We start from the raw sequence: 23,822 nt of genomic DNA, 5'->3' as shown, positions 1-23,822 counted from the left end.
TTTAATCGCCTACAAAGCTACGCAATTAAGCATGAACGACGGGCAATGGGTTTATGACAACGGATCATAAAAGTAATGGAGGTATACCAGATAGGCTATCGCGATAAGAACGACCGCCAGCATGGAACCGCATCCAATAATAAAACAGCTCTTTAGGGCGTCCTTGGGCCTTATCACCTCCTCTGCCATGGGTTGTATTCGATTTTAAGCCGATAAAACATCGGCACTGTCGCAATGAACGACTATGCTTTTAAGGAATCGATTACCCTTGTTAGGCGTTGGGTAATCTCATCTATAGAACCGATGCCGTTCACACTGTGAAATTTATGCTGGTCCTCGTAATACTCCTTTAAGGGTGCTGTTTTTGAATTGTATTCCTCAAACCGATTTTTGATTTTGCTGACATCCTGATCATCTGATCTACCACTGACCTTGCCTCTTTCCAACAACCGTTCAATAAGAATGTCATCGTTGGCCTCCAGGGCAATGGTGGCGTCTATCTTCATATCCTTGGATTCCAAAAAGTTATCCAAGGCTTCCGCTTGGGCGGTAGTACGTGGAAATCCATCGAAAATGAACCCGTCCGCATCGGGATTCTTATCCACTTCTTCCTCCAACATCTTTATGGTCACTTCATCGGGTACCAAATCGCCTTTATCAATGTAGGATTTGGCCAAGGTTCCCAATTCCGTTCCGTTTTTGATGTTGAACCGGAAAACGTCTCCCGTAGAAATATGCTTTAAATTATACTTTTCCTTTAAATATTGAGCTTGTGTGCCCTTGCCCGCTCCCGGTTTGCCGAAGAGTACAAGATTGATCATATGTTTTTGGTTTAATTGGTATACTTCCTTAAGGTTCCTTCCTAATTCCTTGTAATCCAGTCCATAGCCCACTATGAATTTATCAGGGATTTCAAGCCCCACATAATCTATGGCATATTCGCCTTTGTAGACTTCCGCTTTATAAAAAAGGCTGGCGATCTTAAATTCCTTCACCTTGGTGTTGCTGAACAAATGCACCAGTTTTTGTAAAGTGCGTCCGGTATCGATGATATCCTCCAAAATGATGATACTGCGGCCTTCAATATTATCGGGAAAGTCTAACAGGGTTTCCACGATCCCGGTTGAGGTAAGCCCTTGGTAGGAACTTAGTTTTACAAAAGACACTTCGCAAGGATGCGGATACGCCTTTAGAAAATCGGAAACGAACATAAAGGCTCCGTTGAGCACCCCAACAAAGATGGGGTTTCCATCCTCATAGTCCACGGCAATTTCCTCCGCCATACGCCTTACAGCTCCTTGGATCTGTAATTCGCTGAGGAAAGGTTTGAAAAATTTGTCGTGTAAGCGTATCAATTTTAAAATATTATCAAGGTTGGCAAATATAGGGTTTTGCCCCGTGTTTTTGAATAATGGGAATCAGGATTCTAAGATTTAACCGTATTTTTGCCTTCGATATGAACTATTTTTCTTCCGATTTTAAACTAGGTATTCTTGGCGGAGGCCAATTGGGCAAAATGATGCTCTACGAAACCCGCAAGTGGGACGTTTGGACCAAGGTATTGGACGCTTCCCCCGAAGCTCCCTGCAATATTTCCTGCAACCAATTTGTACAAGGCGATCTACTTGATTACGACACGGTCTATGATTTTGGCCAAGGGCTGGATGTACTTACCATAGAAATTGAAAATGTAAATCTGGACGCTTTGGAGCGATTGGAAAAAGAGGGGCTAAAGGTGTTTCCACAACCAAGGGCCCTTCGGATCATTCAAAACAAGGCCAAGCAGAAGCTTTTTTATGTGGACCATGGAATCCCAACGGCTGAATTTCAGCGCTTTGCCTATTTGAGCGAAATTGAGGACAGTGTCCAAAACGGTGGATTGAAACTGCCTTTTGTATGGAAGGCCGCACAATTTGGCTATGACGGCCAAGGGGTAAAAGTGGTCAGGACACTATCTGATTTGGAAGGCCTACCCAAAGGCGAATGTATCGCAGAAACCATGATTCCGTTTAAGAACGAACTGGCGGTCATCGTGGCGCGGAATAACAGTGGGGACATAAAGACCTACCCCGTTGTGGAAATGGAATTTCATCCGGAAGCGAACCAAGTGGAGTATGTTATCTGTCCCGCCAGGATTGACGATAAAGTAGCCGCCAAGGCTAGGGAACTTGCCTTAAAGGTAGCTGAAAAAATTGGCTTGACGGGTCTATTGGCCGTTGAGATGTTCCAGACCCAAGACGATCAAATATTGGTGAACGAAGTGGCCCCAAGACCCCATAATAGTGGGCATTACAGTATTGAAGCTAGTTATACCAACCAGTTTGAACAGCACATTCGCTGTATCTTGGACCTACCCTTGGGTGCTACGGAAAGTAAAGTGGCTGGAATCATGGTCAATCTAGTGGGTGCAGAAGGGTATACTGGCGATGTGGTATACGAAAACATGGAGGAAATTTTAAAGCTAGAAGGGGTGACACCGCACATTTACGGAAAAAAACAAACAAGACCTTTCAGAAAAATGGGCCATGTGACCATTGTCGATGAAAATATGACCCGAGCAAGACATGTAGCACAGGAGGTCAAGGAAAAAATCAAAGTAATAAGTAAATAAGTTATGAGTAAAGTAGCCGTAGTAATGGGCAGCACCAGCGACCTACCCGTAATGCAGGATGCCATAGACATTTTAAAAGGTTTTGACATAGAGGTGGATGTGGATATTGTATCGGCCCACAGAACTCCTGAAAAACTGTTCGACTTTAGTAAAAACGCCCATAAAAACGGATATTCTGTAATTATCGCTGGCGCCGGAGGGGCTGCACATTTACCGGGTATGGTAGCATCCATGTCGCCGTTACCTGTTATTGGAGTGCCTGTTAAAAGCAGTAATTCCATAGATGGGTGGGATTCCGTTTTGTCCATTCTACAGATGCCAGGAGGCGTTCCTGTGGCCACCGTAGCACTGAACGGTGCCAAAAATGCAGGAATACTCGCCGCCCAAATTATAGGCAGTTCGGATAAGTGTGTTCTGGATAAAATCATCTTTTACAAAGAAGGTTTGAAACAAAAAGTGATTGAGGGGGCTAAGTCGGTTCGCAGTGAAAAATGAACAGTGAGAAATGAACAGTGAACAATGAACAGTGAACAATGATAAATGATAAAATAACTTATTCAAACTCTTAACTCTTAACTCTTAACTCTTAACTCTTAACTCTTAACTCAAGAAATAACAGATTACCATCATGTCGCAATCCCAAACAGAAAAAAACAATCCCCTACTCCAGCCTTTCGATACCGCACCTTTTTCCAAAATAAAGACCGAACATTTCAAACCCGCCTTTTTACAGGCAATTGAGGATGCAAAGGCCGAAATAGATGCGATTACGGGCAATACAGAGGAGCCAACGTTTGAAAACACCATCGAGGCCTTGGAATTTGCGGGTCAACAATTGGACCGGATTTCAAGCATCTTTTTCAATCTCAATTCCGCTGAAACGAATGATGATATCCAAAAAATCGCCCAAGAGGTTTCGCCCTTGCTTTCGGAGTTCAGCAATGACATTACGCTCAACGAAGCCTTGTTCAAGAGAATTAAAGAGGTCTACGGAAAAAGGGACATATTGGGTCTGGATGTGGAACAAAAAACCTTGTTGGAAAAAAAATATAAGAATTTCAGCCGTAACGGGGCGAATCTACCGGAAGATAAGAAAAAGCGATTGCGACAAATCGATGCCGAGCTTTCCAAGCTTTCGCTAAAATTTGGTGAGAATGTCCTTGCCGAAACCAACAAATACCAACTATATCTTGCGGACGAGGAAGACTTGGATGGGCTGCCCGAAGGTGAAAAGGAAGCTGCCGCACAATTGGCAATGGCCAAGGGAAAGGATAACGGCTGGATGGTCACCCTGGATTATCCCAGTTACATCCCGTTCATGAAATATGCCAAAAAAAGGGAATTACGAAAGGAACTTTCCATAGCCTTTGGCAGCAAGGGGTTTCATAATGACGCGTTGGACAATCAGGAAAACGTGCTCAAAATTGCCAAACTGCGTTTTGAAAGAGCGCAATTGCTGGGCTATAAAAGCCATGCACATTTTGTGCTCGAGGAACGTATGGCGGAAAGTCCCCAAAAAGTATATGATTTTCTAAATGAAATCCTAGAAAAGGCCAAACCCGCCGCAGAAAAGGAGTTCAAGCAATTGGCGGATTTTGCCAAAAATCTGGATGGCATTGAGGTACTTGAAAAATGGGATGGCAGTTATTATTCCGAAAAGCTGAAACAAAAATTGTTCGATTTGGACGATGAAAAACTAAAGCCCTATTTCAAACTGGAAAATGTCATCGACGGAGTTTTCAAGGTCGCTGAAAAACTGTTCGACCTTAATTTTGAAGAGGTGTCCGACATCGACAAATATCATGAGGACGTAAAAACGTACCGAGTGTATGACGGGGACGGTAATTTTATATCGCTCTTTTATTCCGACTTCCATCCAAGACCTGGAAAACGCGGGGGTGCATGGATGACCTCCTTTAAATCCCAATGGAAAAGAAAGGGTGAAAACGTGCGTCCACATATCAGCAATGTGTGCAATTTTACCCCTTCGACCAAAAGCAAGCCCTCCCTGCTTACGTTCAATGAGGTGACCACGCTGTTCCATGAATTTGGACATGGGCTTCACGGAATGTTGGCGGACACCAAATATCCAAGCCTTTCCGGGACATCCGTGTATTGGGATTTTGTGGAACTGCCAAGTCAGGTGATGGAAAATTGGTGTTATGAGCAGGAAGCCCTCGAGCTATTTGCCAAGCATTATGAAACCGGGGAGGTAATCCCTATGGAACTCATCACCAAAATAAAGGAATCTGCCACGTTTCAGGAAGGTATGCAAACACTTAGACAATTAAGTTTTGGACTGTTGGATATGTCATGGCACGGCATTGACCCTTCCCAAATTACCCATGTGAAAAAACATGAGGACGAAGCTTTTGAGGGCACTAAATTATATCCTGACACCCCCGAAACTTGCATGAGCACCTCGTTCTCACATATTTTTCAAGGAGGATACTCTTCCGGGTATTATAGTTATAAATGGGCTGAAGTCCTGGACGCCGATGCCTTCGCCTACTTTAAGGAACAAGGGATATTCAATAAGGAAGTGGCCTCCAGGTTCAAGGAACATGTGCTGTCAAAAGGCGGCACTGAAAACCCGATGGCACTCTACAAACGTTTTAGAGGTGCGGAACCCAAAGTGGAAGCGCTCTTGGAAAGGGCCGGATTACTATAAATATTTTGTGGAAGAACTGGCCGTAATCATTTTCATAAACAACAATACACAACATTTTTAAAACGGTTGACCACATAATATTTTATGTGCGGAATGGTGAAACTATTTTGTGGGCCTAAACCACAAACCGTCTGTCACAGATGAAAAAGCTTAGTTTTTTTATTTCTTTATTTTTATTGGCTTCCTGTAGCAAGGATTCTTCCGGAAATACAGAAGAAAACGGGAACAGTTCGCCTACCATTACAATAAAATCCTACAGTATAGACGAACATTCCCCTGCCGGGACCTCCATTGGGACCGTAACTGCTTCGGACGCGGATGGGGATATAATAACTTTCACCATGGAATCCCAAAGTGGCCTAGAGATTAACGAAAATACGGGCGAGATTACCCTATCAAATGGAACGGTGTTAGATTTTGAAGAAATACAGAGTCTTCCTTTTTCCGTATCGGTATTTGATGGAAATTCCATCGTGGAGCAGTCCTTTGAACTTTCCATTAACAATATTGACGAATATGCATTATTGACTACGGAGGAACAGGAATTTATCACTTATTTTAAGTACCTCACCTTTTGGAAAGCCCCTACCCACGGAGCTCCTCTGGAAGTATCGAGCCGATGGAACGAACCTATCAATCTGTATCTTGACGGAACGCTGAGCAATGAATTCCGGAACAATGTGGATGCGGCACTGGCAGAATACAATGAAATCTTCGAGAACAGTGACTTTAGCATTTCCTTGGTAGAAACCTTGGACGAATCCAATGCACACCTCTTCTTTGGACAAACCTCCGAAGTGGAGGCCCTTTGGCCGGACATGTTCGCCATCATTGATGGAGGTACCTATTCAGGGTATGCAATGACTTCCAACAATGCTGGGGTTTTGAGCAATGCCAGGTTGTGGATTTCCAATCCCGAAGGAGTCCTTTTCAAACATGAATTGGGCCATGTGCTGGGCTTTGGACATTCTGATAAATGTGATACGGAAAAAAGCTTCCTTTGCTCCAGTATCGCCTTGGAAAACGACTTTATGGAGGATGAAAAGTCAATTATTCAATTTGCCTACGACAATGATTTTCCAGCTGGAATGGCAGAGGAGGACATCCAAAATTATTTGGCAAATTTGATGTATTTATTGAAATAGTTTCATGAATTACCGGTTTCCAAGTAACTATAAATTGATGGAAACAAATTGGGCAGGTAATCTAAAGTCCAGTCCTATTTGGGGTTTTTAAGCGACCAAGCATCGTATCCCCCCTCAAGATTCACTACATTTTTGTATCCCAGGGATTTTAATTTCTCTTGTGCCTTGGCACTCCTACCCCCTACCTTACAGTACACATAAATGGTTTCGTCCTTGTCGATTACTTCCACTTGCTGGGCAAAATCCGAATCGAACCAGTTTACGTTTAAGGAGTTGTCAAGATGGCCCTGGGCATACTCCTCGGGAGTGCGTACATCCAACAGGACAACGTTTTTCATTTCATCCGCAGTTATACTGTTAATAGGTTTTGAGGAAGGCGTCTGTGTTTGGGCACAGGATAGGTTTAGAAGAAAAGAAAGCAACAGAATTACTGGATACTTCATGACGGTATTTTTATATTTTTTCAACTGGTAATACACCTTAATTTATGTACTTCGAAAATACATTAAATTCCATTTTAAATGAAAATATTAAATAGGACATACCTAAAATGTGAAACCAAAAAGGAAAATTCCTTTATTTTTACGACAAGAATCAACGATGGCAGAGAACCAACTAAATCCGAATTCCTGGGTAGACCAGTATGCCGATTACCTATTCAACTATGCCATTGGTAAAGTGAGCAATGTAGAAGTCGCCAAGGATTTGGTCTCGGAAACTTTTTTGGCCGGATTGAAATCGGCAAAAAACTACAAGGGCGATGCCGCCGAAAGAACATGGTTAATAGCCATCCTAAAACGGAAGGTCATAGACTACTACCGCAAATCCAATTCCAAAAAGGGTAAGGCCGAAGTGCGCATGAGTTTGGGTTACCTTGATGAGACCGAAGGGGATTGGCTGGAAGAAAAAGTAGCGGACCCAAACGGTAACTTGGGAAGTGACTCCATTGAAAACGAGGAACTGGGCCTTGCTCTTCAGCTTTGTATAGACAGGTTGCCACATAAACAATTACAGGTATTTACGATGAAGACTATCCAAGGAATTTCTACGGAAGAAATCTGTAATGAATTGGGAATAAACCCGTCTAACCTGTGGGTAATGATTCATAGAGCCAGAACGGCCTTAATGGAATGTTTAAATAAAAAATGGTTCAACGCATGATTTCGTGTGAAAAAGCGGCGGATATTTGTACAAAGGCTCAATACAATGAGGCTACCTTTTTGGAACGGCTTAAATTAAAATTCCATCTTATCTATTGCAAGGTCTGTGCCGCTTACGCAAAGCAGAACACCAAACTGACTTCCCTTTGCAGCAAGGCAAATCTTCGTTCCCTTTCCGAGACTGAAAAGGAAAAAATGAAAGAAACTATCAGAAGACAGGGCTAGCACCAACAAAGGCAAAGCACCCAAAGAAAGTACCACGCTATAGGGATTGCCTCTACCCAAAAAGAAGCAAAAAACCTACCCTGATTTTTACCGAACGAAAACATCAAGACAATAAGACCAAAGAAAAGTAAGGTCTTGACGATGATTTCCGCCTCCAACACATCGTCCTTGAAAAAGGTCAACACGTAGAACAACAACACAAAAAGCACCCCGATCATTTTTGTCCGCCGAACACCAAACCGCTGCGGAAGTGTCCTTAGTGCCGGATCATCATACCTAAGGTCCCTGATTTCAAAGGGAATTAACAAGGCCAAAACGAAAAAAAACCGCTGGGCAGTTTCCACCCAAATATCCCAAGTAACAGTGTGCAACGATCCTAAGGTTGGAAGGACAACGGTTGCCCCGGCCCAGACCAAGGCTACCAAAAATAATTTTAGACCCCCTAAATTTCGGAGGTTTCTCGCATTTGGCAATACGGGGATGGCATAAAGTCCGGTTAATAGCACCAGAACAAGTATGCCCAACCAAATATCCCTCTGTAGAAAATAGGCATGGTAACTCCCAATTAGTGCGGCCAAAAAACTTACGATCTGAATGCTTTTTTGATAGGGATTTGCCACTATGATATATTTTTTGGCCTCAACCCCGTATTTTATAAAGTTGTAACACACGATGGTGCCAAAAAATAGAAACCAGGCCAAATGATCGTCCCCTATAAAACCGAAAGTTTTTATTGTAACATGGGTCAATGCAAACACCCCAAAAGCTACATGGATACTTGCATTTATATAGAAATTGAACAGGCGCTTAAACATCCTCATAAAACAAATGTACCCAAACTGTTTATAACCCTGGTTTATGGTTAAAAACTTTCCCCAAGAAGCTATTCTACGGGTGTTTTTTGACGTAATTAATGCCTAATTTTGCACGACTAATTTATTCAAATCATGAAGACTGACGTGTTTGCATCCCGCCATATTGGAATACGAGAGGAAGACTTGGACCATATGCTTAAAACGATAGCTGTTGAAAGTATAGATCAGCTGATATATGAAACCATACCCGATGATATCAGACTAAAAAACCCATTGGATCTTGCAGCCCCAATGAGCGAACATAAATTCTTGGCCCATTTGGAGGAACTTTCCAAAAAGAACAAGGTATTTCGCTCCTACATTGGTTTGGGATACCACGAGAGCTTGACTCCGTCAGTAATCAAACGAAATATTTTGGAAAATCCGGGTTGGTATACGGCATATACGCCGTACCAAGCGGAAATTGCCCAAGGCCGGTTGGAAGCCCTTTTGAATTTTCAAACGGTTATTTCCGATCTCACCGGAATGGAACTGGCAAATGCCTCCCTTCTGGATGAAAGTACCGCTGCCGCGGAGGCCATGACCATGCTTTTTGAGGTCAGGACCAGGGAACAGAAAAAGAACGAGGTTGTAAAATTCTTTGTTTCGGAGGAAGTATTGCCCCAAACAATGGCTTTATTGGAAACCAGGGCCAACCCACTGGGCATAGAATTGGTCATTGGCAACCATGAGGAATTTGAGTTTGAGGATTCCTTCTACGGTGCTTTGCTACAATATCCTGGGAAATATGGTCAGGTACATGATTATAAGGCATTCGTTTTAAAAGCCAAGGAAAAGGATATCAAAATAGCGGTTGCCGCGGACATCCTTAGTTTGGTCCTTCTGACCCCTCCCGGTGAATTTGGGGTGGACGTGGTCGTAGGTACCTCCCAAAGATTCGGGATTCCTTTGGGTTATGGTGGTCCTCATGCCGCCTTTTTTGCGACCAAGGAGGAATATAAAAGAAACATCCCCGGAAGGATCATTGGTGTGACCAAAGACAGGGACGATAGGCCCGCCTTGAGAATGGCCTTACAGACCAGGGAACAGCATATTAAAAGGGACAAGGCAACGTCAAACATCTGTACCGCCCAAGTGCTTTTGGCGGTAATGGCAGGCATGTATGCCGTTTATCACGGTCCAAAAGGCTTGAAATACATCGCTCAAAAAGTACACACCACGGCGGTTACGTTAACGGATGCCTTGGAAAAACTTGGGTATTATCAAAGTAACAGTGCCTATTTTGACACCATCCAATTAAAGGCGAATGCAAACGAAATACGTGGCATCGCGGAGCGGGAAGAGGTAAACTTTTTATATCCGAATGCCGATACGGTGGTAATCGCCGTAAACGAGGCCACCTCCATCAACGACCTGAACCAAATCATTGGTATCTTCTCCGAAGCCATGCAAAAAGAAACTAAGGAAGTTTCGCAGCTACTGGAAAAATCGGCCATTCACCAAAATATTCAAAGGACTACATCCTTTCTTGAGAATAAGGTGTTCAACAGTTACCATTCAGAAACGGAACTCATGCGCTATATCAAAAAGTTGGAACGTAAGGACCTTTCCTTGAACCACAGTATGATTTCCTTGGGCAGCTGCACCATGAAGTTGAACGCCGCTTCTGAAATGTTACCATTGAGCAATGCCAATTGGGCAAATATCCATCCTTTTGCGCCTGTGGAGCAAGCTGAAGGATATCAAATCGTATTGAAGGAATTGGCAAAAGATTTAACAACTATTACCGGTTTTGCCGGTACTTCCCTACAACCGAATTCAGGTGCGCAAGGTGAATATGCAGGTTTAATGGTCATTAGGGCCTATCACGAGGCCAATGGTGAAGGACATCGAAATATTTGCCTGATTCCTGCTTCGGCCCATGGCACCAATCCCGCTTCGGCCGTTATGGCGGGAATGAAGGTGGTAGTGACCAAAACGGACGATAAAGGGAATATCGACGTAGCCGATTTAGAAGAAAAGGTAAAAATGCATGCTGATCATCTTTCGGCCTTAATGGTTACCTATCCTTCCACGCATGGGGTGTTCGAATCCTCCATAAGAAAAATTACGAAACTGATCCACGACCACGGTGGCCAGGTATACATGGACGGTGCCAATATGAACGCACAGGTGGGGTTGACAAATCCCGCTACCATAGGTGCGGATGTTTGCCATCTCAATTTGCACAAAACTTTCGCCATACCCCACGGGGGGGGTGGTCCGGGAGTAGGCCCCATCTGTGTCGCCCCGCAATTGGTTCCTTTTCTACCGGGTAACCCTGTGATAAAAACTGGCGGTGAAAAAGCGATTTCGGCAATATCGGCAGCGCCATGGGGAAGTTCTCTCGTATGCCTTATTTCCTACGGATATATCAAAATGTTGGGACAGGAAGGACTTACGAATTCCACCAAAATCGCCATTCTCAATGCCAACTATATCAAGCATCGGTTGAGCGGTAAATATGAGGTCCTCTATACCGGCGAAAAAGGTAGGGCGGCCCATGAGATGATTATCGATTGTAGGCCTTTTAAACAGCATGGCATTGAGGTGACGGATATTGCGAAAAGACTCATGGACTATGGTTTCCACGCTCCTACTGTTTCGTTTCCGGTGGCCGGCACCCTGATGATAGAACCCACCGAAAGTGAAAGTTTGGAGGAATTGGACCGTTTTTGTGATGCTATGATTTCTATACGCACTGAAATCGATGCAGCCCAAGCGGACAACCCTAACAATGTTTTGAAAAACGCCCCGCATACCCTGCAAATGGTGACGAGCGATACTTGGGACTTCCCGTACACAAGACAACAAGCGGCATTTCCTTTGCCCTATGTTGGAGACAACAAGTTCTGGCCATCGGTGCGGAGGGTAGACGATGCCTATGGAGATCGTAATTTAATATGTACCTGTGCCCCTATAGAGGCATATGCGGAAGCGGAATAATAAATTCGCAAGTGACTGTTTACAAGGTCGTTTAATAAATTTTAAAAATGTACGAACATACCTTTCCGAATAAAAGGTTTCAATACACCTTGGAGTTTCTGAAAAAGCACATTGATCCCAATGAGGCCATTTTGGACCTAGGCGTGGAAAATCCTTTTTCGGAAATCATGAAACGGGAAGGCTATACCGTAGAAAACACGAAAGGTGAAGATCTCGATCTGGATTTTTCGTCGATAATCAATTCCGATGCATCGGTAGTGACGGCTTTTGAAATTTTTGAACACCTTTTGGCCCCTTTGAACGCGCTTTCAAAAATAAAGGCCGATACATTGGTGGCAAGTATTCCACTCCGACTCTGGTTCTCACCAGCCTATCGAAGTAAAACCGACCCTTGGGACCGGCATTATCACGAATTTGAGGATTGGCAGTTCGATTGGCTTTTGGAGAAGGCAGGCTGGGAAATACAGGATTCTAAGAAATGGACCCATCCCGTTAAAAAACTAGGTATAAGGCCTATTTTACGAATGTTTACACCGCGTTACTATATTGTTTACGCCACTAGGAAAAAAAGCCGTTAAAACCTTTACTTGAAGTATTACATAATCATACCGGCCCATAATGAGGAAGCATGTATTTCCTTGACCTTGGAATCCGTGATATTGCAGACCCTTCCGCCTAAAAAAGTTGTGGTCGTCAACGACCATTCCAACGATAGCACCCCGGAAATTGTGGAGGCCTTCGCACAAAGTGTACCTTATATCGAATTGCTGAATACAACATCGGACAAAAGCCATATGCCAGGCAGCAAGGTCATCAATGCCTTCAACAAAGGAATGAAAGCGTTGGATGATAATTTTGACTTTATTGTAAAACTTGATGCCGATATCGTTCTGCCGAAGCACTATTTCCAAACTATTTCCAAGATATTCACCGAATACCCAAAAGCAGGTATTGCCGGCGGTTTCGCCTACGAACAAGACAGTCAAGGAAATTGGCATTTGAACCACCCAATGAGCAAAACACATGTTAGGGGCGCATTCAAGTCCTACTCCAAAAACTGTTTAGAGGCCATTGGCGGCCTTAAAAATGCCATGGGCTGGGACACGGTTGACGAATTATTGGCGCAATATCACGGATTCCAAGTAATTACTGATGAGAGCCTTCAAGTAAAACACCTCAGGCCCACCGGAACATCCTATAACAGAAAAGCTAGGTTGTTACAAGGACAGGCCATGTATACCATGCGTTACGGGCTCTTGATTACACTTATCGCGTCACTTAAAATGGCACTCAAATCAAAAAGACCAAAAGTCCTATTTGACAATTTACAAGGGTATTTTCAGGCTAGTAGTCGGGGCGAAACATTTTTGGTAAGTTCGGAAGAAGGAGAATTCATTCGCGGTTTGCGATGGAAGAATATAAAATCTAAGCTGACCAATTAAAAAAGCCATTCCGTACAGAATGGCTTTTTAAAATATTATGGGGTGGTCTTAAATCCCCAATTCCTTTTTAACGTCTGCCAATAAATCTTTACCACTAGCTACGATCAATCCACCACCTGGCTGTGCATCGATAACATAATCGATACCCTGGGCCGCGGCAACCCTTTCTATGGCTGCTTTAGCCTTTTCAGAGATAGGGGCAAACAATTCGGCCTGTTTCTTTTGGATTTCCTGTTGTGCATTTTGTTGGAACTCACCTACCGTTTTTTCCATGCCTTGAAGCTCCACTGCCCTCTTTTCATTTTCCTCTTTTGATTTGGAAGCTGCTTCGTTCTGATATTGGGTGTACTTATTTCGTAATTCGGTCATAGAGGCCTGGATATCTGCACCATAAGTTTCCTGCAACTTCTTTAGTTCCGCCTCGGCAGCTTTCATCTCCGGCATGGCAGAAAGCAACTGGGTAACATCTATATGAGCTACTTTACTCTGCGCATTTACAAAACTGGTCGCCGCCACGAACAACATTAAGGCAACCGCAATTTTCTTTACTTGTTTCATGAGTTAAAATTTAATTCTTATTTGAGTATTAATTAATGGTTTCTGATTACTAGTCAATATCGGATTCCTTTCCCGAGTTATCGTTATTTCTTTCTGCTTCTTTCTCCTTTTTCTTAGCCTCTCTTTCCTCTAACAATTTTTTTCGCCGTTCCTCATAGGCTTTCTTTCGTTCTTCGCGCAATTTAAGTTGTTCCTCACGCTTTTCAGCAGCGGTTTTCTCCCGGGCTGCCTGAGCCTCTGCAGCTCTGTCTATTCGTTCCTGTAAAGCTTCCGAAACCTCCTCTTCCGCCTCTATTTCATCCTCTCCTTCAAAAGCCTCCAACCTACTCCTACTGTTCGTACCTTCCTTCGGCTTGCTAATCTTTCTGGTCCTTGCAATACCCCTGAGAACCAAATCGCTAATATCGTGCCTTTTTTCGGAGTACAACATTACAACATCCGCAGATTTATCAAAAATAAAATCATATTTTTTATTGGCACCCAATTTTTGAACCTCATTAAAGACCTGATCTTGGATTGGCTGTATCAACCGGCGTTTTTGGAGCACCAAGTCCCCTTGCGGACCAAAGCGGTCTTGTTGGTATTCGATCATCTCTTTCTCCAAGATCTGGATTTCTTCCTCGCGTTCCTCGATGAGTTCAGGAGTCAACAATACCTTTTCGGCCATTAAATCCTTCTTCATCTGTTCCACCACACTTTGCTTTTGCTCGATTTCCACTTTCCATTTTTGGACTTTGGTATCCAACTGGGCACTGGCATCACGGTATTCCTCCACATTTTCAAGTATGTATTCCATGTCCACATAGGCGATTCGAACACCTCTTTGGGCCATGGAAACCAAACCCGTAAGAACGGTCACAAGAAATAAAAGAACTTTTGTTTTTGACTTCATTATTGATATCGTTTAATCTAATAGAAAATATCGTGCCAAAATTACTAAAACTTTTAAAATGAAAGGATTAGCATAAAGACCGATTCTATAATTCCAATTTAAATCTAGAACTGCTGACCAATTATGAAGTGCGTTTGCCATCCGCTTGGACCATTGCCTATGGATTGCGGCCTTAAGTCCTCATCGAACCCATAGCCAAAATCAATCCCCAATAAACCAAACGCTGGCATAAAGATGCGAAGCCCCACACCGGCCGATCGTTTTAATTGAAACGGATTAAACTGCTGAAAATTGTTGAAGGAATTACCTGCTTCCAAAAAGGTAAGTCCGTAAATGGATGCCGAAGGTTTTAAGGTAAGTGGATATCGTAACTCCATGGAGAACTTATTATAGATCAATCCACCCTCCTGTTGCCTTGTGACAGGATCAATCGGAGTCAAGGATTGGTTTTCGTACCCCCTAAGCTGAACAATGTCCCGTCCATCCAATGTGAAGTTGTTGAGTCCGTCACCACCAACGAAAAAACGTTCAAAAGGAACATCTCCCGTATCGCTGTTGTAATTTCCCAAAAACCCGAATTCCGCATTGGTACGCAACACCAAGGATTTGTCCGCACTACCCAACAGGGTAGTATACCAATCTCCTTTGAATTTGATTTTATAATACTCCAATAACCTGAAACGCTCTTGATCTATTTCTTCCAATTCTGTTGCCTCAGCAGCAGTAAGTCCTTCTTGGGTCGTAAATCGTTTCTCAGTAAGTTCTGTGCTCCGTTGTTTCAAAGCTCCAAAATCCTTGTTACTAAAAAGAGAATAGGGTGGTGTGAATTTCGCCGTAATCTCAAAATTGGACCCCCCTCTTGGAAATATACGGCCACCTTCCATAGCGTTCCGATTGATTCCTATGGTATAGGCAATGGAATTGGCTTTCCCGTTCCCAAAATTGAATAGACCAATGTTGTAGTTTCTAAAGTCGTACAACTGGTATCCCAAGGAATGTGAAATGGTAAAGAAATCATCTGGCCATTGCACCCTTTTGGCCAAACCAAGACTTACACCTGTAATCGAGAATTGCTGATCTTTGTTTACATCGATTCCCCTATTTGTAAAAGAAGCGGCAAACTGTTGCGTTCTTGAAACGTTCAAATTAAATCGAACCGGCTTCTTTCCTCCCATCCAAGGTTCTGCGAAGTTCAAGCTATACACCCTAAAGGTCCGGCTGGCCTGTAATCGCAGGGCAAACGTTTGCCCGTCGCCCATGGGAACAGGCTTATACGCCTCTCCTTTGAACAAGTTCTGAATCGAAAAATTATTGAAAGACAATCCCAAGGTTCCTATAAAACCTCCTCCACCATAGCCTCCTTGCAATTCAATTTGACTGGAACCCGACTCCACCAAGCTCCAAGCCAAATCTACGGTACCTTCATTTGGGTTGGCATTCAGGACATCGGGTTTGATCTGTTCCGCATCAAAAAAGCCCAGTTGGCCCAATTCACGGATACTTCTAATGATGTCCGACTTATTATATTTTTGTCCTGGGCGTGTACGTAATTCCCTGTAGATTACATGATCATTCGTCTTATCGTTTCCGGATACGGTCACATGGTCCAGAAAGGTCTCCTTTCCTTCAATAATCCTAATTTCAAAATTGATAGTGTCGTTCGCTGCCGAAACCTCTACCGGGTTTATCGTGGAAAACAAGTATCCATTATTTTGGTACAAACTAGTTACATCGTACGGTTCCGGTTTGCTATTGTCCGCAATACGTTCCCGTAACAACACTCCATTGTAGGTTGCGCCTTTCTTGATTCCCAACACCTGATGTAATTGACGATCGGTGTATACGGTATTGCCTACGAAGTCGATATCCCCAAAATAATACTTGTTTCCTTCCTCTACCTTGATTTTTAAAAGAATGTTGTTCTCATCTACTTTTTCAAGCGTATCGGAAATTACCCTGGCATCACGGAATCCATTTTCGGCATATTTATCCACCAACAAATCCAAATCTTCCTCATAATCATCTTTGATATACTTCGATTTTTTCCAAAACCTCCCAAATCGCTTACGTTTTGTGCTTTTTAAGGCCTTTCTCAATTTTTTATCGGAGAGCTCCTCGTTGCCTTCAAAAACAATTTCCTTAATTTTTACCTTATCGCCCTTGTTGACATTCACCACCATTTTTCGGGCATTCGTTTCGGACGTATCTACGGCGGTAATGATGTTGACCCTAGTATTAAGATAACCCTGCTTTTTATATTTATTGGTGAGATAGTTTTTTGTGTTGGAAATCAAACTCTCTGTAATCTTTTTCCCTTTTTTTAGGTCCGTATCGTTTCTGAGTTCGTCAACTTTACGAGGTTTGACGCCATTAAAGGTCACATCCGTCAAAGTGGGACGCTCGATAATCTGAAGTTCAAGGAAGATATTGTTGTCCTCAATATTGGTTATGAAAAAATCTATGGATGTAAAAAGCTCCAATCCCCAGAGTTTATTGATAACTTCACTGATTTGCTCCCCTGGAACCGTAATTGGCTGACCCACCCGAAGCCCCGTGTAGGTCTTTACGGTCTGTTCGTTGTAACTTTCCAATCCGGTCACCTCCAAACCGCCTAAAATATATGTTTGCCCATTTTCATAGGAGAGGTCCTGTGAGAAGGCGTTTGTTAAGATAAAAAGGAGTAGGATGGTCAGTAAGTGGTTCACGGATATGAACCTGGTCATATCTCTAAATGAGTTGTTCGCTAGTTTTTCCAAATCTTCGTTCTCTGTTCTGGTAATTTTTTATGGCCTCTACCAAATGATGCTCATTAAAATCGGGCCAAAATACATCAATAAAATATAATTCGGCGTATGCGATCTGCCATAATAAAAAATTGCTGATCCGATGTTCTCCACTCGTTCGGATTAGCAAGTCTACGTCTGGCAAATTTCGCGTGTAAAGATGGTCATTAATAATGGTTTCGTCAATATTTTCGGGCGAAATTATATTATTTTTAACTTTGGATGCTATCGATTTTATGGCGGATTGTAGCTCTTCCCTGGAACCATAACTCAGTGCCAATGTCAGCGTCATACCAGTGTGGTGCTCGGTCTTTTTAATGACCTCCAAAAGTTCCAAACGGGCCTTATCGGGCAAGGCCGAAATATTACCGATGGTATTCAAACGAATATTGTTTTCCGAAAAAGTTGTCAACTCCTTACGCAAGGAAGAAACCAATAGGCGCATTAACGTATCCACTTCAATTTTGGGCCTGTTCCAATTTTCAGTTGAAAACGTATACAAAGTAAGAAACTCTATCCCAAGCTTTACGCAATTTTCTACCGTAGACCGAACGGTCTTTACCCCGTTTTCATGACCAAAAACTCTTAATTTTCCCCGCTCTTTGGCCCATCTACCATTACCATCCATGATGATGGCCATGTGACGTGGTAAATTATGTGAATCAATATCGTCTATTTTACTTTCCATTGTCATTTATTGAAAGCAATCCTGGCAGGGTTTTCTTCCAAAGGTGTAGGTCAAGGTCACCCCAGAGAAAACGTACCAATCATCGCTAAAAATATTTCCAAAAGCGAACTCCTCAAAATTGGAACCTTCTGGATTACTGGCGTCCAGATTATCCGTAAAAGTATATCTGGCACCAATTTCCGCCCCAAAAATAAGAAACTGGTTGATACGATACTTAAAACCTACGGTCATTGGTATTGCAAAAGAGCCATCGGACTGTGATAAATCCCGGAAGGCTCCACCATTGAAATAGTTGTAATCGTACCTAAAATAGGTTACTCCCGTATATAGGTAGGGGGTAAAAGCGGGCCCCAACTTGTGCAAATTATAATCCACAAAATTAAATTCCAGCCCCGCGGAACCTTCTAAAATGGCATTATCTACCACATAGCCCCTTTGTTGCCTGGAAGTATCGCTGGACTTTGTATCGTCCGCAGTGAATTTCCCGTAAGTAAGACTGCCTCTCCAAGCATATCTTTTGCTAATATTCCATTTAAACACGCCCCCAAATGCCAAATCTGACGGAAGAATATAATTGGTCCTTCCAACATCCCCGATCATATTGGCCCCTCCGGCAAAAACACCTACTTCGTACATCTGGGCATTAAGACCCATTGATGCCATTAAAAAAGTAAGCAGTACCAAGCTACGTATCATATAAAGAATCGTTTACAGGGGTGTTTAGTTAACATAATCGACGTTTTGGCCCAAAGGGCGTTCTCACAAGGTAAACAGAATTTAACGGTAAATATTGTTCAAGGGAAAGTTCAATTTCTCCGGTCCTCGCCCCATAATAATTTGTTCCGAAGGGTCTTCAGGAAGCTTTCAGAATTGTATTCTATCATTCGGATTGTAAAAGGGGCCTTGGTGATTGTAATTTCGTTGCCATTTTCAAGGGAGGCTATACGGGAATCCAAGGAAACCAAGTGGTTTTCCTCACGACCTGAAACCCGCAACCTAATTTCCGTATCATCCGAAATCACCAAAGGCCTTGCATTGAGGTTATGGGGAGCAATGGGCGTTAAGACCAAGGATTTGGCGGTTGGCACCATGACAGGACCTCCACAGCTCAGCGAGTAACCCGTAGAACCCGTGGGGGTGGAAATAATGAGTCCGTCCGCCCAATAGGAGGTTAAATATTCATTGTTCAGATAGGTCTCCACGGTAATCATGGAGGTGGTATCCTTTCTGCTTACCGTTATTTCGTTCAATGCAAAATTCAATTCCCCAAACTCAACGTCCAAAGCATCGGCATGTATCTGAACCAGGCTTCTTTCCACGATCGTGTAGTCGCCCTTTAAAAATTCCCGAACCACTTTTCGTACATCTTCCTTCTTAAAGGTGGACAAAAACCCTAACCGACCCGTATTGACACCAACAATGGGAATTCCAAGATCCTTGACAAAGGTCGTGGCGCGAAGGATGGTACCATCGCCGCCAAAACTTACGAACATATCAAATGAAGTGTCCAGACCTTTTAAGGCCGTGAAGGTGGAAAAGGATGCTTCCGCATTTTTCGATTTGTATAAATGGTAGAATTCTTCTTCTATGTAGACCTCTGAAGAAGCGTCCTTTGCAATTTCGTTCAAAAGCTCCTCCAAATATTCAATGGCATTGTCCTGGTATATTTGACCGTAAACCGCAACCTTCATACTAGACGTTTAGGTACTTGTCCAAATAGTCCGACCTGTTTTTCAAATCTTCCAAAAATTGATCGTCGCTATTGCCAAAGATTATTTGGTAGTTATAGCGTCTAAACGTTTGTAGAACCTTGTCAAAGTTGGCAGTGCTTATTTTGATGGTTACCTGTACCACGTCATTTTGCATATCTGTGATAAAACCGCCAATGAGTCGGGCATTGTTACTCTCAACTATCTGGGAAATCTCACTGAAGGAGTAGTCCTTAATGCCGGTGGCGACCACCAAAATGTTTCCCGGGTCCGTAAAGAAGGGCGTGTCTATAAATTCAGAGACGATATCGGTAAGGTCATAATAGCCCACCACTTTTTCCACCTCGTCCAAAATAGGGACCAGATTCGCCTCGTTTCGGGCAAATACTTCCAGCACATCCAACCAGCTCGTTTCGTTCCTTACAAAAAACGTTTCCAGATCATAGCGGTATTCATCAATCTTGGAATCGTCCGAAACAACGTCCATGTCATTTTCGGAAAACACACCTAGAAATCGGTCCTCTTCCATGACCGCTATATGGGAAAACGTGTTTTGCTTAAAGAACTCCATAAGTTCCCCACACGTAGTCTGGACATCGAAAACCGGTAAGTTGGAAATTATATGTTGTTGAATATTCATAGCCGAAATTATAACGCAAAATAACAATTAATAATATCAAAAGGCGTGCCTTATTCGTATTTTTGGGCTCCTTATAGTATATTATCGACAATATGACGAAACTAAGTGTCAATGTGAACAAAATTGCCACCTTGCGAAACGCCCGCGGTGGAAATGTGCCCAATTTGCTGAAAGTTGCTGCGGATATTGAACGATTCGGCGCCCATGGAATTACCATCCATCCCAGACCGGACGAGCGCCATATTCGTTACCAGGATGCAAGGGACTTGAAGGATATCGTTACTACCGAGTTTAACATAGAAGGAAACCCGAACCCGAAATTCATAGATCTTGTGCTAAAGATAAAACCGGATCAGGTAACCTTAGTACCCGATGCGGAGGATGCCATAACTTCCAATGCCGGTTGGGACACTCTAAAACATAGGTCCTTTTTGAAAGAAGTGATTGCGGAGTTCAAAAATGCGGGTATACGAACCTCCATCTTTGTGGACCCGGACCCAAACCTGGTGGCAGGCGCGAAGGAAACTGGCACGGATCGAATAGAACTTTATACGGAAAGCTATGCAACGGGCTATGCAACGGATAGGGAGCGAGCCATCTTACCGTTTGTGGAAGCCGCAAAAAAGGCCAACGAACTGGAACTTGGCATCAATGCGGGCCATGACCTCAGCTTGGACAACATTCAATATTTTGGACAGAACATTCCCAGTTTGTTGGAAGTTTCCATTGGCCATGCCTTGATCTGCGAATCCATTTACCTGGGATTGGAAAACGTGGTGAACATGTACATAAACAAATTGAAATGAATCCAATTTTACATTCCAACATCCTAGGTTCCGGCAAACCACTTTGTATCCTGCACGGGTTTTTGGGCATGTCCGATAATTGGAAGACCCTTGGGAATCTCTATGCCGAAAATGGTTTTGAGGTCCACTTGATAGACCAGAGAAACCATGGAAGAAGTTTTTGGTCGCAAGAGTTCAACTATGACCTCTTGGCCGAGGACCTATTGCACTACCTAGACGATAAAAACATTGAAAAGTCCGCCCTGATAGGACATTCCATGGGTGGTAAAACGGTGATGCAATTCGCTTGTACCTATCCGGAGAAAACGGAAAAATTATTGGTTGCGGATATTGCGCCAAGGTTTTACCCGCCCCATCATCAGGATATTATCAATGCATTGAACCATTTGGATTTAAAAAACATAACTACAAGAAGCGATGCGGACGACCAACTTAAAAAATACCTGAAGAGTTTTAGTGTGCGGCAGTTTTTGCTGAAAAACCTATACAGAACGGCGGACAATACCTTTGGGTTCAGAATGAACCTGGCCGTACTTAGCGAGCGGATGGAAGAGATCGGGGAGAACATTTCCAGTTCTGAAAGTTATAACGGACCTGCACTTTTCCTAAAAGGAAGCAAATCTGAATACGTCTCCAATGCCGATACGGAACAAATCAAAAGGCATTTTCCCAAAGCGCAAATTGCGGTAATCGACAATGCGGGACATTGGCTACATGCAGAAAACCCGGATCAATTCTTTGAAAAATCATATAACTTTCTAAAATAAGGGCAATCCAACCGTCGCTTGGATATCTGATCCTATCGCATTATTTTTTTATCTTTAATAACAACCTAAACCCGATTGATATGAAACTTGTATTGCGTATTTTGTTAAGTGCCTTGGCGGTAATCCTATTGGCCAATTTCCTGCCCCATGTATCGGTAGATTCGTATGGTACTGCCATAATCGTTGCCATAGTTCTGAGCCTTTTGAACTTTTTGGTCAAACCCATTTTGGTCATCCTTACCCTACCCGTTACCATAGTTACGTTCGGGTTGTTCTTACTTATTATAAACGCGTTGATAATTCTTTTGGCCGATAATTTAATAGCCGGATTCAATGTGGACGGCATCTGGTGGGCCCTTTTATTCAGTCTTCTGCTTTCTTTTTTACAATCCATTTTGTTTTCCCTGTTAAAAGAAGACAAAGAGTAGTTATTATTTGAGATTCAAGACTTTAAAAACTTGGTCAACAGAAGAAAATAGCCTAATTTTGCCTCCCGTTTTATTTAAGTAATTAAGAAGATACTGAAGGAATGAACATTACAAAAGAACAGATAGACGACCTGAACGCTGTAGTTAAAGTCGCTATCACCAAGGAGGACTATCAAGACAAGGTAGACACTATCCTAAAAAATTATAAAAAACAGGCCAATATACCGGGTTTTAGAAAGGGCCAGGTACCCATGGGCCTTATTAAGAAGCAATATGGAAAAGCCGTGTTGGTAGACGAGGTGAACAAATTGCTACAAGACAATTTGAACAAATACCTTACGGAGGAAAAATTGGATGTTCTTGGAAACCCTTTACCTAAACAAAAAGACGATTTTGATTGGGACCAGGAAGAATTGGATTTTGAATTCGAATTGGGTTTGGCCCCAGATTTTGAAGTTCCTTTAAAAACCAAAAAGGCCATAACCCATTATAAAATTGTGGCCGATAAGAAAATGATTTCCGAACAGGTGGAGCGTATCCAAAAACAGTACGGAAAACTTGTGAGTAAAGAGCAAGTTGGTAAAAATGACGAGGTTTCCGGAAAGTTCGAAAACGAGGCCGAGGGCATAGACAATCAGTCACTCTTGGAAATGGACAAGCTCAAAAGCAAAAAAGCAATCGATAGCTTGGTTGGGAAAAAAGTTGGTGATACCGTTACCTTGAAGACCAAGGGACTTTTTAAGGAGGATTATTTTCTATCAAGTGCTTTGGGCATCGGTAGGGATAAGGCCGATAATTTTGACACAGAGGTTTCCTTCACCATTACCGAAATAAACGAACGGCAGCCCGCGGAATTAAACCAAGAGCTTTTCGATAAACTTTTCGGAAAAGACAACGTAAAGTCCGAAAAAGAACTTCGAGAGCGTATCGCCGAAGATTCCGAAAAGCAATTTGAACAGCAATCCGATCAAAAGCTTCTCAACGATGTCACGGAGTATTATATAGAAAATACCAAGTTTGAACTTCCCACAGGGTTTTTGACCAAATGGATTCAAATGACGGGAGATAAGGAATTGACCCCTGAGGAGGCCAGCGAGGAATATGAGAAATCCGAAAAAGGATTACGTTACCAATTGATCGAAGGCAAAATAATCAAGGACAACAACCTTCAGGTCCAATTTGATGAATTGAAGGAGTTTGCGAAGGGCTTCATCAAGTCTCAAATGGCGCAATTTGGACAAATGAACCCAAAGGAGGAAGAATTGGAGGCTATTGCAGTAAGGGTTTTGGGCAATCAGGATGAAGTTAAGCGTTTGTCAGAACAGCTTATGAGCCAAAAATTATTGAACTTGTACAAGGAAAAAGGAAACCTTAAGACAAAAGAGGTTACCTATGAAAACTTTGTGAAAGAGGTTTACGGGTAATATCCGAACGATAAATTAAGTATCTTTACGGTGCCGAAAAACTATTTTTCGGCACCTTTTTTTACTACTAAAA

Annotated in this window: 24 protein-coding genes; 13 read left to right on the top strand and 11 right to left on the bottom strand. The window is 42.8% G+C overall.

The window, feature by feature from the left end; all coding sequences use genetic code 11:
• Window positions 1–51: 51 nt before the first annotated feature.
• Both PP181_RS05885 and PP181_RS05880 read right to left on the bottom strand, forming a co-directional pair.
• Window positions 52–189: a hypothetical protein gene (locus tag PP181_RS05885; RefSeq protein ID WP_272636340.1), complete on the bottom strand. Its 138-nt coding sequence runs from the start codon at window positions 187–189 to the stop codon at window positions 52–54.
• Window positions 190–242: 53 nt separating this feature from the next.
• Window positions 243–1,355, bottom strand: a complete 1,113-nt coding sequence (locus PP181_RS05880; protein ID WP_272636339.1) for an adenylate kinase — start codon at window positions 1,353–1,355, stop codon at window positions 243–245.
• 101 nt (window positions 1,356–1,456) lie between these two features.
• Between PP181_RS05880 and PP181_RS05875 the strand changes: the two genes are divergently transcribed.
• The 4 genes from PP181_RS05875 to PP181_RS05860 all read left to right on the top strand — a co-directional run bounded on the left by PP181_RS05875 (window position 1,457) and on the right by PP181_RS05860 (window position 6,427).
• Entirely contained in the window at window positions 1,457–2,611 is a 1,155-nt protein-coding gene (locus tag PP181_RS05875; RefSeq protein ID WP_272636616.1) for a 5-(carboxyamino)imidazole ribonucleotide synthase, read from the top strand.
• Between the two features lie 3 nt (window positions 2,612–2,614).
• Window positions 2,615–3,106 (top strand): 5-(carboxyamino)imidazole ribonucleotide mutase, encoded by a 492-nt coding sequence (gene purE, locus PP181_RS05870; RefSeq protein WP_272636337.1) that lies wholly within the window; start codon window positions 2,615–2,617, stop codon window positions 3,104–3,106.
• 133 nt (window positions 3,107–3,239) lie between these two features.
• On the top strand, window positions 3,240–5,282 hold the full coding sequence (locus PP181_RS05865; RefSeq protein ID WP_272636336.1) for a M3 family metallopeptidase: 2,043 nt from the start codon (window positions 3,240–3,242) through the stop codon (window positions 5,280–5,282).
• 140 nt (window positions 5,283–5,422) lie between these two features.
• Window positions 5,423–6,427, top strand: a complete 1,005-nt coding sequence (locus PP181_RS05860; RefSeq protein WP_272636335.1) for a cadherin domain-containing protein — start codon at window positions 5,423–5,425, stop codon at window positions 6,425–6,427.
• A gap of 74 nt (window positions 6,428–6,501) precedes the next feature.
• Here PP181_RS05860 and PP181_RS05855 read toward each other — a convergent pair whose 3' ends face one another.
• Window positions 6,502–6,870 carry a rhodanese-like domain-containing protein gene (locus tag PP181_RS05855; RefSeq protein ID WP_272636334.1) on the bottom strand — a complete coding sequence of 123 codons (369 nt, stop codon included), beginning with the start codon at window positions 6,868–6,870 and terminating at the stop codon, window positions 6,502–6,504.
• Between the two features lie 157 nt (window positions 6,871–7,027).
• Here PP181_RS05855 and PP181_RS05850 point away from each other — a divergent pair, with 157 nt between their 5' ends.
• Entirely contained in the window at window positions 7,028–7,588 is a 561-nt protein-coding gene (locus PP181_RS05850) for a sigma-70 family RNA polymerase sigma factor (RefSeq protein ID WP_272636333.1), read from the top strand.
• Window positions 7,585–7,812, top strand: a complete 228-nt coding sequence (locus tag PP181_RS05845; protein WP_154917055.1) for a hypothetical protein — start codon at window positions 7,585–7,587, stop codon at window positions 7,810–7,812. The genes PP181_RS05850 and PP181_RS05845 overlap by 4 nt, the downstream gene beginning before the upstream one ends.
• On the opposite strand, the gene PP181_RS05840 is transcribed toward PP181_RS05845, so the two are convergent.
• Window positions 7,809–8,633, bottom strand: coding sequence for a hypothetical protein (locus tag PP181_RS05840; protein ID WP_272636332.1), 825 nt, complete (start codon window positions 8,631–8,633; stop codon window positions 7,809–7,811). The genes PP181_RS05845 and PP181_RS05840 overlap by 4 nt on opposite strands.
• Window positions 8,634–8,759: 126 nt before the next feature.
• Here PP181_RS05840 and gcvP point away from each other — a divergent pair, with 126 nt between their 5' ends.
• The 3 genes from gcvP to PP181_RS05825 are packed head-to-tail and all read left to right on the top strand — an operon-like array spanning window position 8,760 to window position 13,054.
• Window positions 8,760–11,612, top strand: coding sequence for an aminomethyl-transferring glycine dehydrogenase (gcvP, locus tag PP181_RS05835; RefSeq protein ID WP_272636331.1), 2,853 nt, complete (start codon window positions 8,760–8,762; stop codon window positions 11,610–11,612).
• 47 nt (window positions 11,613–11,659) lie between these two features.
• Entirely contained in the window at window positions 11,660–12,190 is a 531-nt protein-coding gene (locus PP181_RS05830; protein WP_272636330.1) for a methyltransferase, read from the top strand.
• Between the two features lie 9 nt (window positions 12,191–12,199).
• Window positions 12,200–13,054 (top strand): glycosyltransferase, encoded by an 855-nt coding sequence (locus tag PP181_RS05825; protein WP_272636329.1) that lies wholly within the window; start codon window positions 12,200–12,202, stop codon window positions 13,052–13,054.
• 48 nt (window positions 13,055–13,102) lie between these two features.
• Here the strand turns inward: PP181_RS05825 and PP181_RS05820 are convergent, their stop codons facing one another.
• The 7 genes from PP181_RS05820 to PP181_RS05790 all read right to left on the bottom strand — a co-directional run bounded on the left by PP181_RS05820 (window position 13,103) and on the right by PP181_RS05790 (window position 20,324).
• The gene (locus PP181_RS05820) at window positions 13,103–13,612 is read right to left on the bottom strand and encodes an OmpH family outer membrane protein (RefSeq protein WP_125221169.1); all 510 of its coding nucleotides are present in this window, start codon (window positions 13,610–13,612) and stop codon (window positions 13,103–13,105) included.
• 49 nt (window positions 13,613–13,661) lie between these two features.
• The gene (locus PP181_RS05815) at window positions 13,662–14,504 is read right to left on the bottom strand and encodes an OmpH family outer membrane protein (RefSeq protein ID WP_272636328.1); all 843 of its coding nucleotides are present in this window, start codon (window positions 14,502–14,504) and stop codon (window positions 13,662–13,664) included.
• A gap of 104 nt (window positions 14,505–14,608) precedes the next feature.
• On the bottom strand, window positions 14,609–17,227 hold the full coding sequence (gene bamA, locus PP181_RS05810; protein ID WP_154917062.1) for an outer membrane protein assembly factor BamA: 2,619 nt from the start codon (window positions 17,225–17,227) through the stop codon (window positions 14,609–14,611).
• Window positions 17,228–17,231: 4 nt separating this feature from the next.
• Complete coding sequence (locus tag PP181_RS05805) at window positions 17,232–17,975, bottom strand: isoprenyl transferase (protein WP_272636327.1); 744 nt, start codon at window positions 17,973–17,975, stop codon at window positions 17,232–17,234.
• A 6-nt stretch (window positions 17,976–17,981) separates the two neighbouring features.
• Window positions 17,982–18,671, bottom strand: a complete 690-nt coding sequence (porG, locus tag PP181_RS05800) for a type IX secretion system protein PorG (protein WP_272636326.1) — start codon at window positions 18,669–18,671, stop codon at window positions 17,982–17,984.
• Between the two features lie 110 nt (window positions 18,672–18,781).
• A complete protein-coding gene (locus PP181_RS05795; protein WP_154917065.1) occupies window positions 18,782–19,666 on the bottom strand; it encodes an NAD kinase in 885 nt (294 codons plus the stop codon).
• Window position 19,667: 1 nt separating this feature from the next.
• Window positions 19,668–20,324: a CBS domain-containing protein gene (locus PP181_RS05790; RefSeq protein ID WP_154917066.1), complete on the bottom strand. Its 657-nt coding sequence runs from the start codon at window positions 20,322–20,324 to the stop codon at window positions 19,668–19,670.
• A 92-nt stretch (window positions 20,325–20,416) separates the two neighbouring features.
• Between PP181_RS05790 and PP181_RS05785 the strand changes: the two genes are divergently transcribed.
• The 4 genes from PP181_RS05785 to tig all read left to right on the top strand — a co-directional run bounded on the left by PP181_RS05785 (window position 20,417) and on the right by tig (window position 23,749).
• On the top strand, window positions 20,417–21,130 hold the full coding sequence (locus PP181_RS05785; protein ID WP_272636325.1) for a pyridoxine 5'-phosphate synthase: 714 nt from the start codon (window positions 20,417–20,419) through the stop codon (window positions 21,128–21,130).
• On the top strand, window positions 21,127–21,897 hold the full coding sequence (locus tag PP181_RS05780; protein WP_154917068.1) for an alpha/beta fold hydrolase: 771 nt from the start codon (window positions 21,127–21,129) through the stop codon (window positions 21,895–21,897). The genes PP181_RS05785 and PP181_RS05780 overlap by 4 nt, the downstream gene beginning before the upstream one ends.
• Window positions 21,898–21,977: 80 nt before the next feature.
• On the top strand, window positions 21,978–22,325 hold the full coding sequence (locus PP181_RS05775; RefSeq protein ID WP_138259062.1) for a phage holin family protein: 348 nt from the start codon (window positions 21,978–21,980) through the stop codon (window positions 22,323–22,325).
• Between the two features lie 101 nt (window positions 22,326–22,426).
• Window positions 22,427–23,749 (top strand): trigger factor, encoded by a 1,323-nt coding sequence (gene tig / locus PP181_RS05770; protein WP_272636324.1) that lies wholly within the window; start codon window positions 22,427–22,429, stop codon window positions 23,747–23,749.
• Window positions 23,750–23,822 lie beyond the last annotated feature (73 nt).

Origin of the sequence: Maribacter sp. PR66, from assembly GCF_028464205.1 — a bacterium.
Taxonomy (GTDB): Bacteria; Bacteroidota; Bacteroidia; order Flavobacteriales; family Flavobacteriaceae; genus Maribacter; species Maribacter flavus.
This window is presented reverse-complemented; position numbering and strand designations above follow the sequence as displayed.

Excerpts from the sequence above, each read along its gene's own strand:
- PP181_RS05885 (WP_272636340.1), bottom strand. The coding sequence starts at position 189 with ATGGCAGAGGAGGTGATAAGGCCCAAGGACGCCCTAAAGAGCTGTTTT.
- PP181_RS05875 (WP_272636616.1), top strand. The coding sequence starts at position 1,457 with ATGAACTATTTTTCTTCCGATTTTAAACTAGGTATTCTTGGCGGAGGC.
- purE (WP_272636337.1), top strand. The coding sequence starts at position 2,615 with ATGAGTAAAGTAGCCGTAGTAATGGGCAGCACCAGCGACCTACCCGTA.
- PP181_RS05865 (WP_272636336.1), top strand. The coding sequence starts at position 3,240 with ATGTCGCAATCCCAAACAGAAAAAAACAATCCCCTACTCCAGCCTTTC.
- PP181_RS05860 (WP_272636335.1), top strand. The coding sequence starts at position 5,423 with ATGAAAAAGCTTAGTTTTTTTATTTCTTTATTTTTATTGGCTTCCTGT.
- PP181_RS05855 (WP_272636334.1), bottom strand. The coding sequence starts at position 6,870 with ATGAAGTATCCAGTAATTCTGTTGCTTTCTTTTCTTCTAAACCTATCC.
- PP181_RS05850 (WP_272636333.1), top strand. The coding sequence starts at position 7,028 with ATGGCAGAGAACCAACTAAATCCGAATTCCTGGGTAGACCAGTATGCC.
- PP181_RS05845 (WP_154917055.1), top strand. The coding sequence starts at position 7,585 with ATGATTTCGTGTGAAAAAGCGGCGGATATTTGTACAAAGGCTCAATAC.
- PP181_RS05840 (WP_272636332.1), bottom strand. The coding sequence starts at position 8,633 with ATGAGGATGTTTAAGCGCCTGTTCAATTTCTATATAAATGCAAGTATC.
- gcvP (WP_272636331.1), top strand. The coding sequence starts at position 8,760 with ATGAAGACTGACGTGTTTGCATCCCGCCATATTGGAATACGAGAGGAA.
- PP181_RS05830 (WP_272636330.1), top strand. The coding sequence starts at position 11,660 with ATGTACGAACATACCTTTCCGAATAAAAGGTTTCAATACACCTTGGAG.
- PP181_RS05820 (WP_125221169.1), bottom strand. The coding sequence starts at position 13,612 with ATGAAACAAGTAAAGAAAATTGCGGTTGCCTTAATGTTGTTCGTGGCG.
- PP181_RS05815 (WP_272636328.1), bottom strand. The coding sequence starts at position 14,504 with ATGAAGTCAAAAACAAAAGTTCTTTTATTTCTTGTGACCGTTCTTACG.
- bamA (WP_154917062.1), bottom strand. The coding sequence starts at position 17,227 with ATGACCAGGTTCATATCCGTGAACCACTTACTGACCATCCTACTCCTT.
- PP181_RS05805 (WP_272636327.1), bottom strand. The coding sequence starts at position 17,975 with ATGGAAAGTAAAATAGACGATATTGATTCACATAATTTACCACGTCAC.
- porG (WP_272636326.1), bottom strand. The coding sequence starts at position 18,671 with ATGATACGTAGCTTGGTACTGCTTACTTTTTTAATGGCATCAATGGGT.
- PP181_RS05795 (WP_154917065.1), bottom strand. The coding sequence starts at position 19,666 with ATGAAGGTTGCGGTTTACGGTCAAATATACCAGGACAATGCCATTGAA.
- PP181_RS05790 (WP_154917066.1), bottom strand. The coding sequence starts at position 20,324 with ATGAATATTCAACAACATATAATTTCCAACTTACCGGTTTTCGATGTC.
- PP181_RS05785 (WP_272636325.1), top strand. The coding sequence starts at position 20,417 with ATGACGAAACTAAGTGTCAATGTGAACAAAATTGCCACCTTGCGAAAC.
- PP181_RS05780 (WP_154917068.1), top strand. The coding sequence starts at position 21,127 with ATGAATCCAATTTTACATTCCAACATCCTAGGTTCCGGCAAACCACTT.
- PP181_RS05775 (WP_138259062.1), top strand. The coding sequence starts at position 21,978 with ATGAAACTTGTATTGCGTATTTTGTTAAGTGCCTTGGCGGTAATCCTA.
- tig (WP_272636324.1), top strand. The coding sequence starts at position 22,427 with ATGAACATTACAAAAGAACAGATAGACGACCTGAACGCTGTAGTTAAA.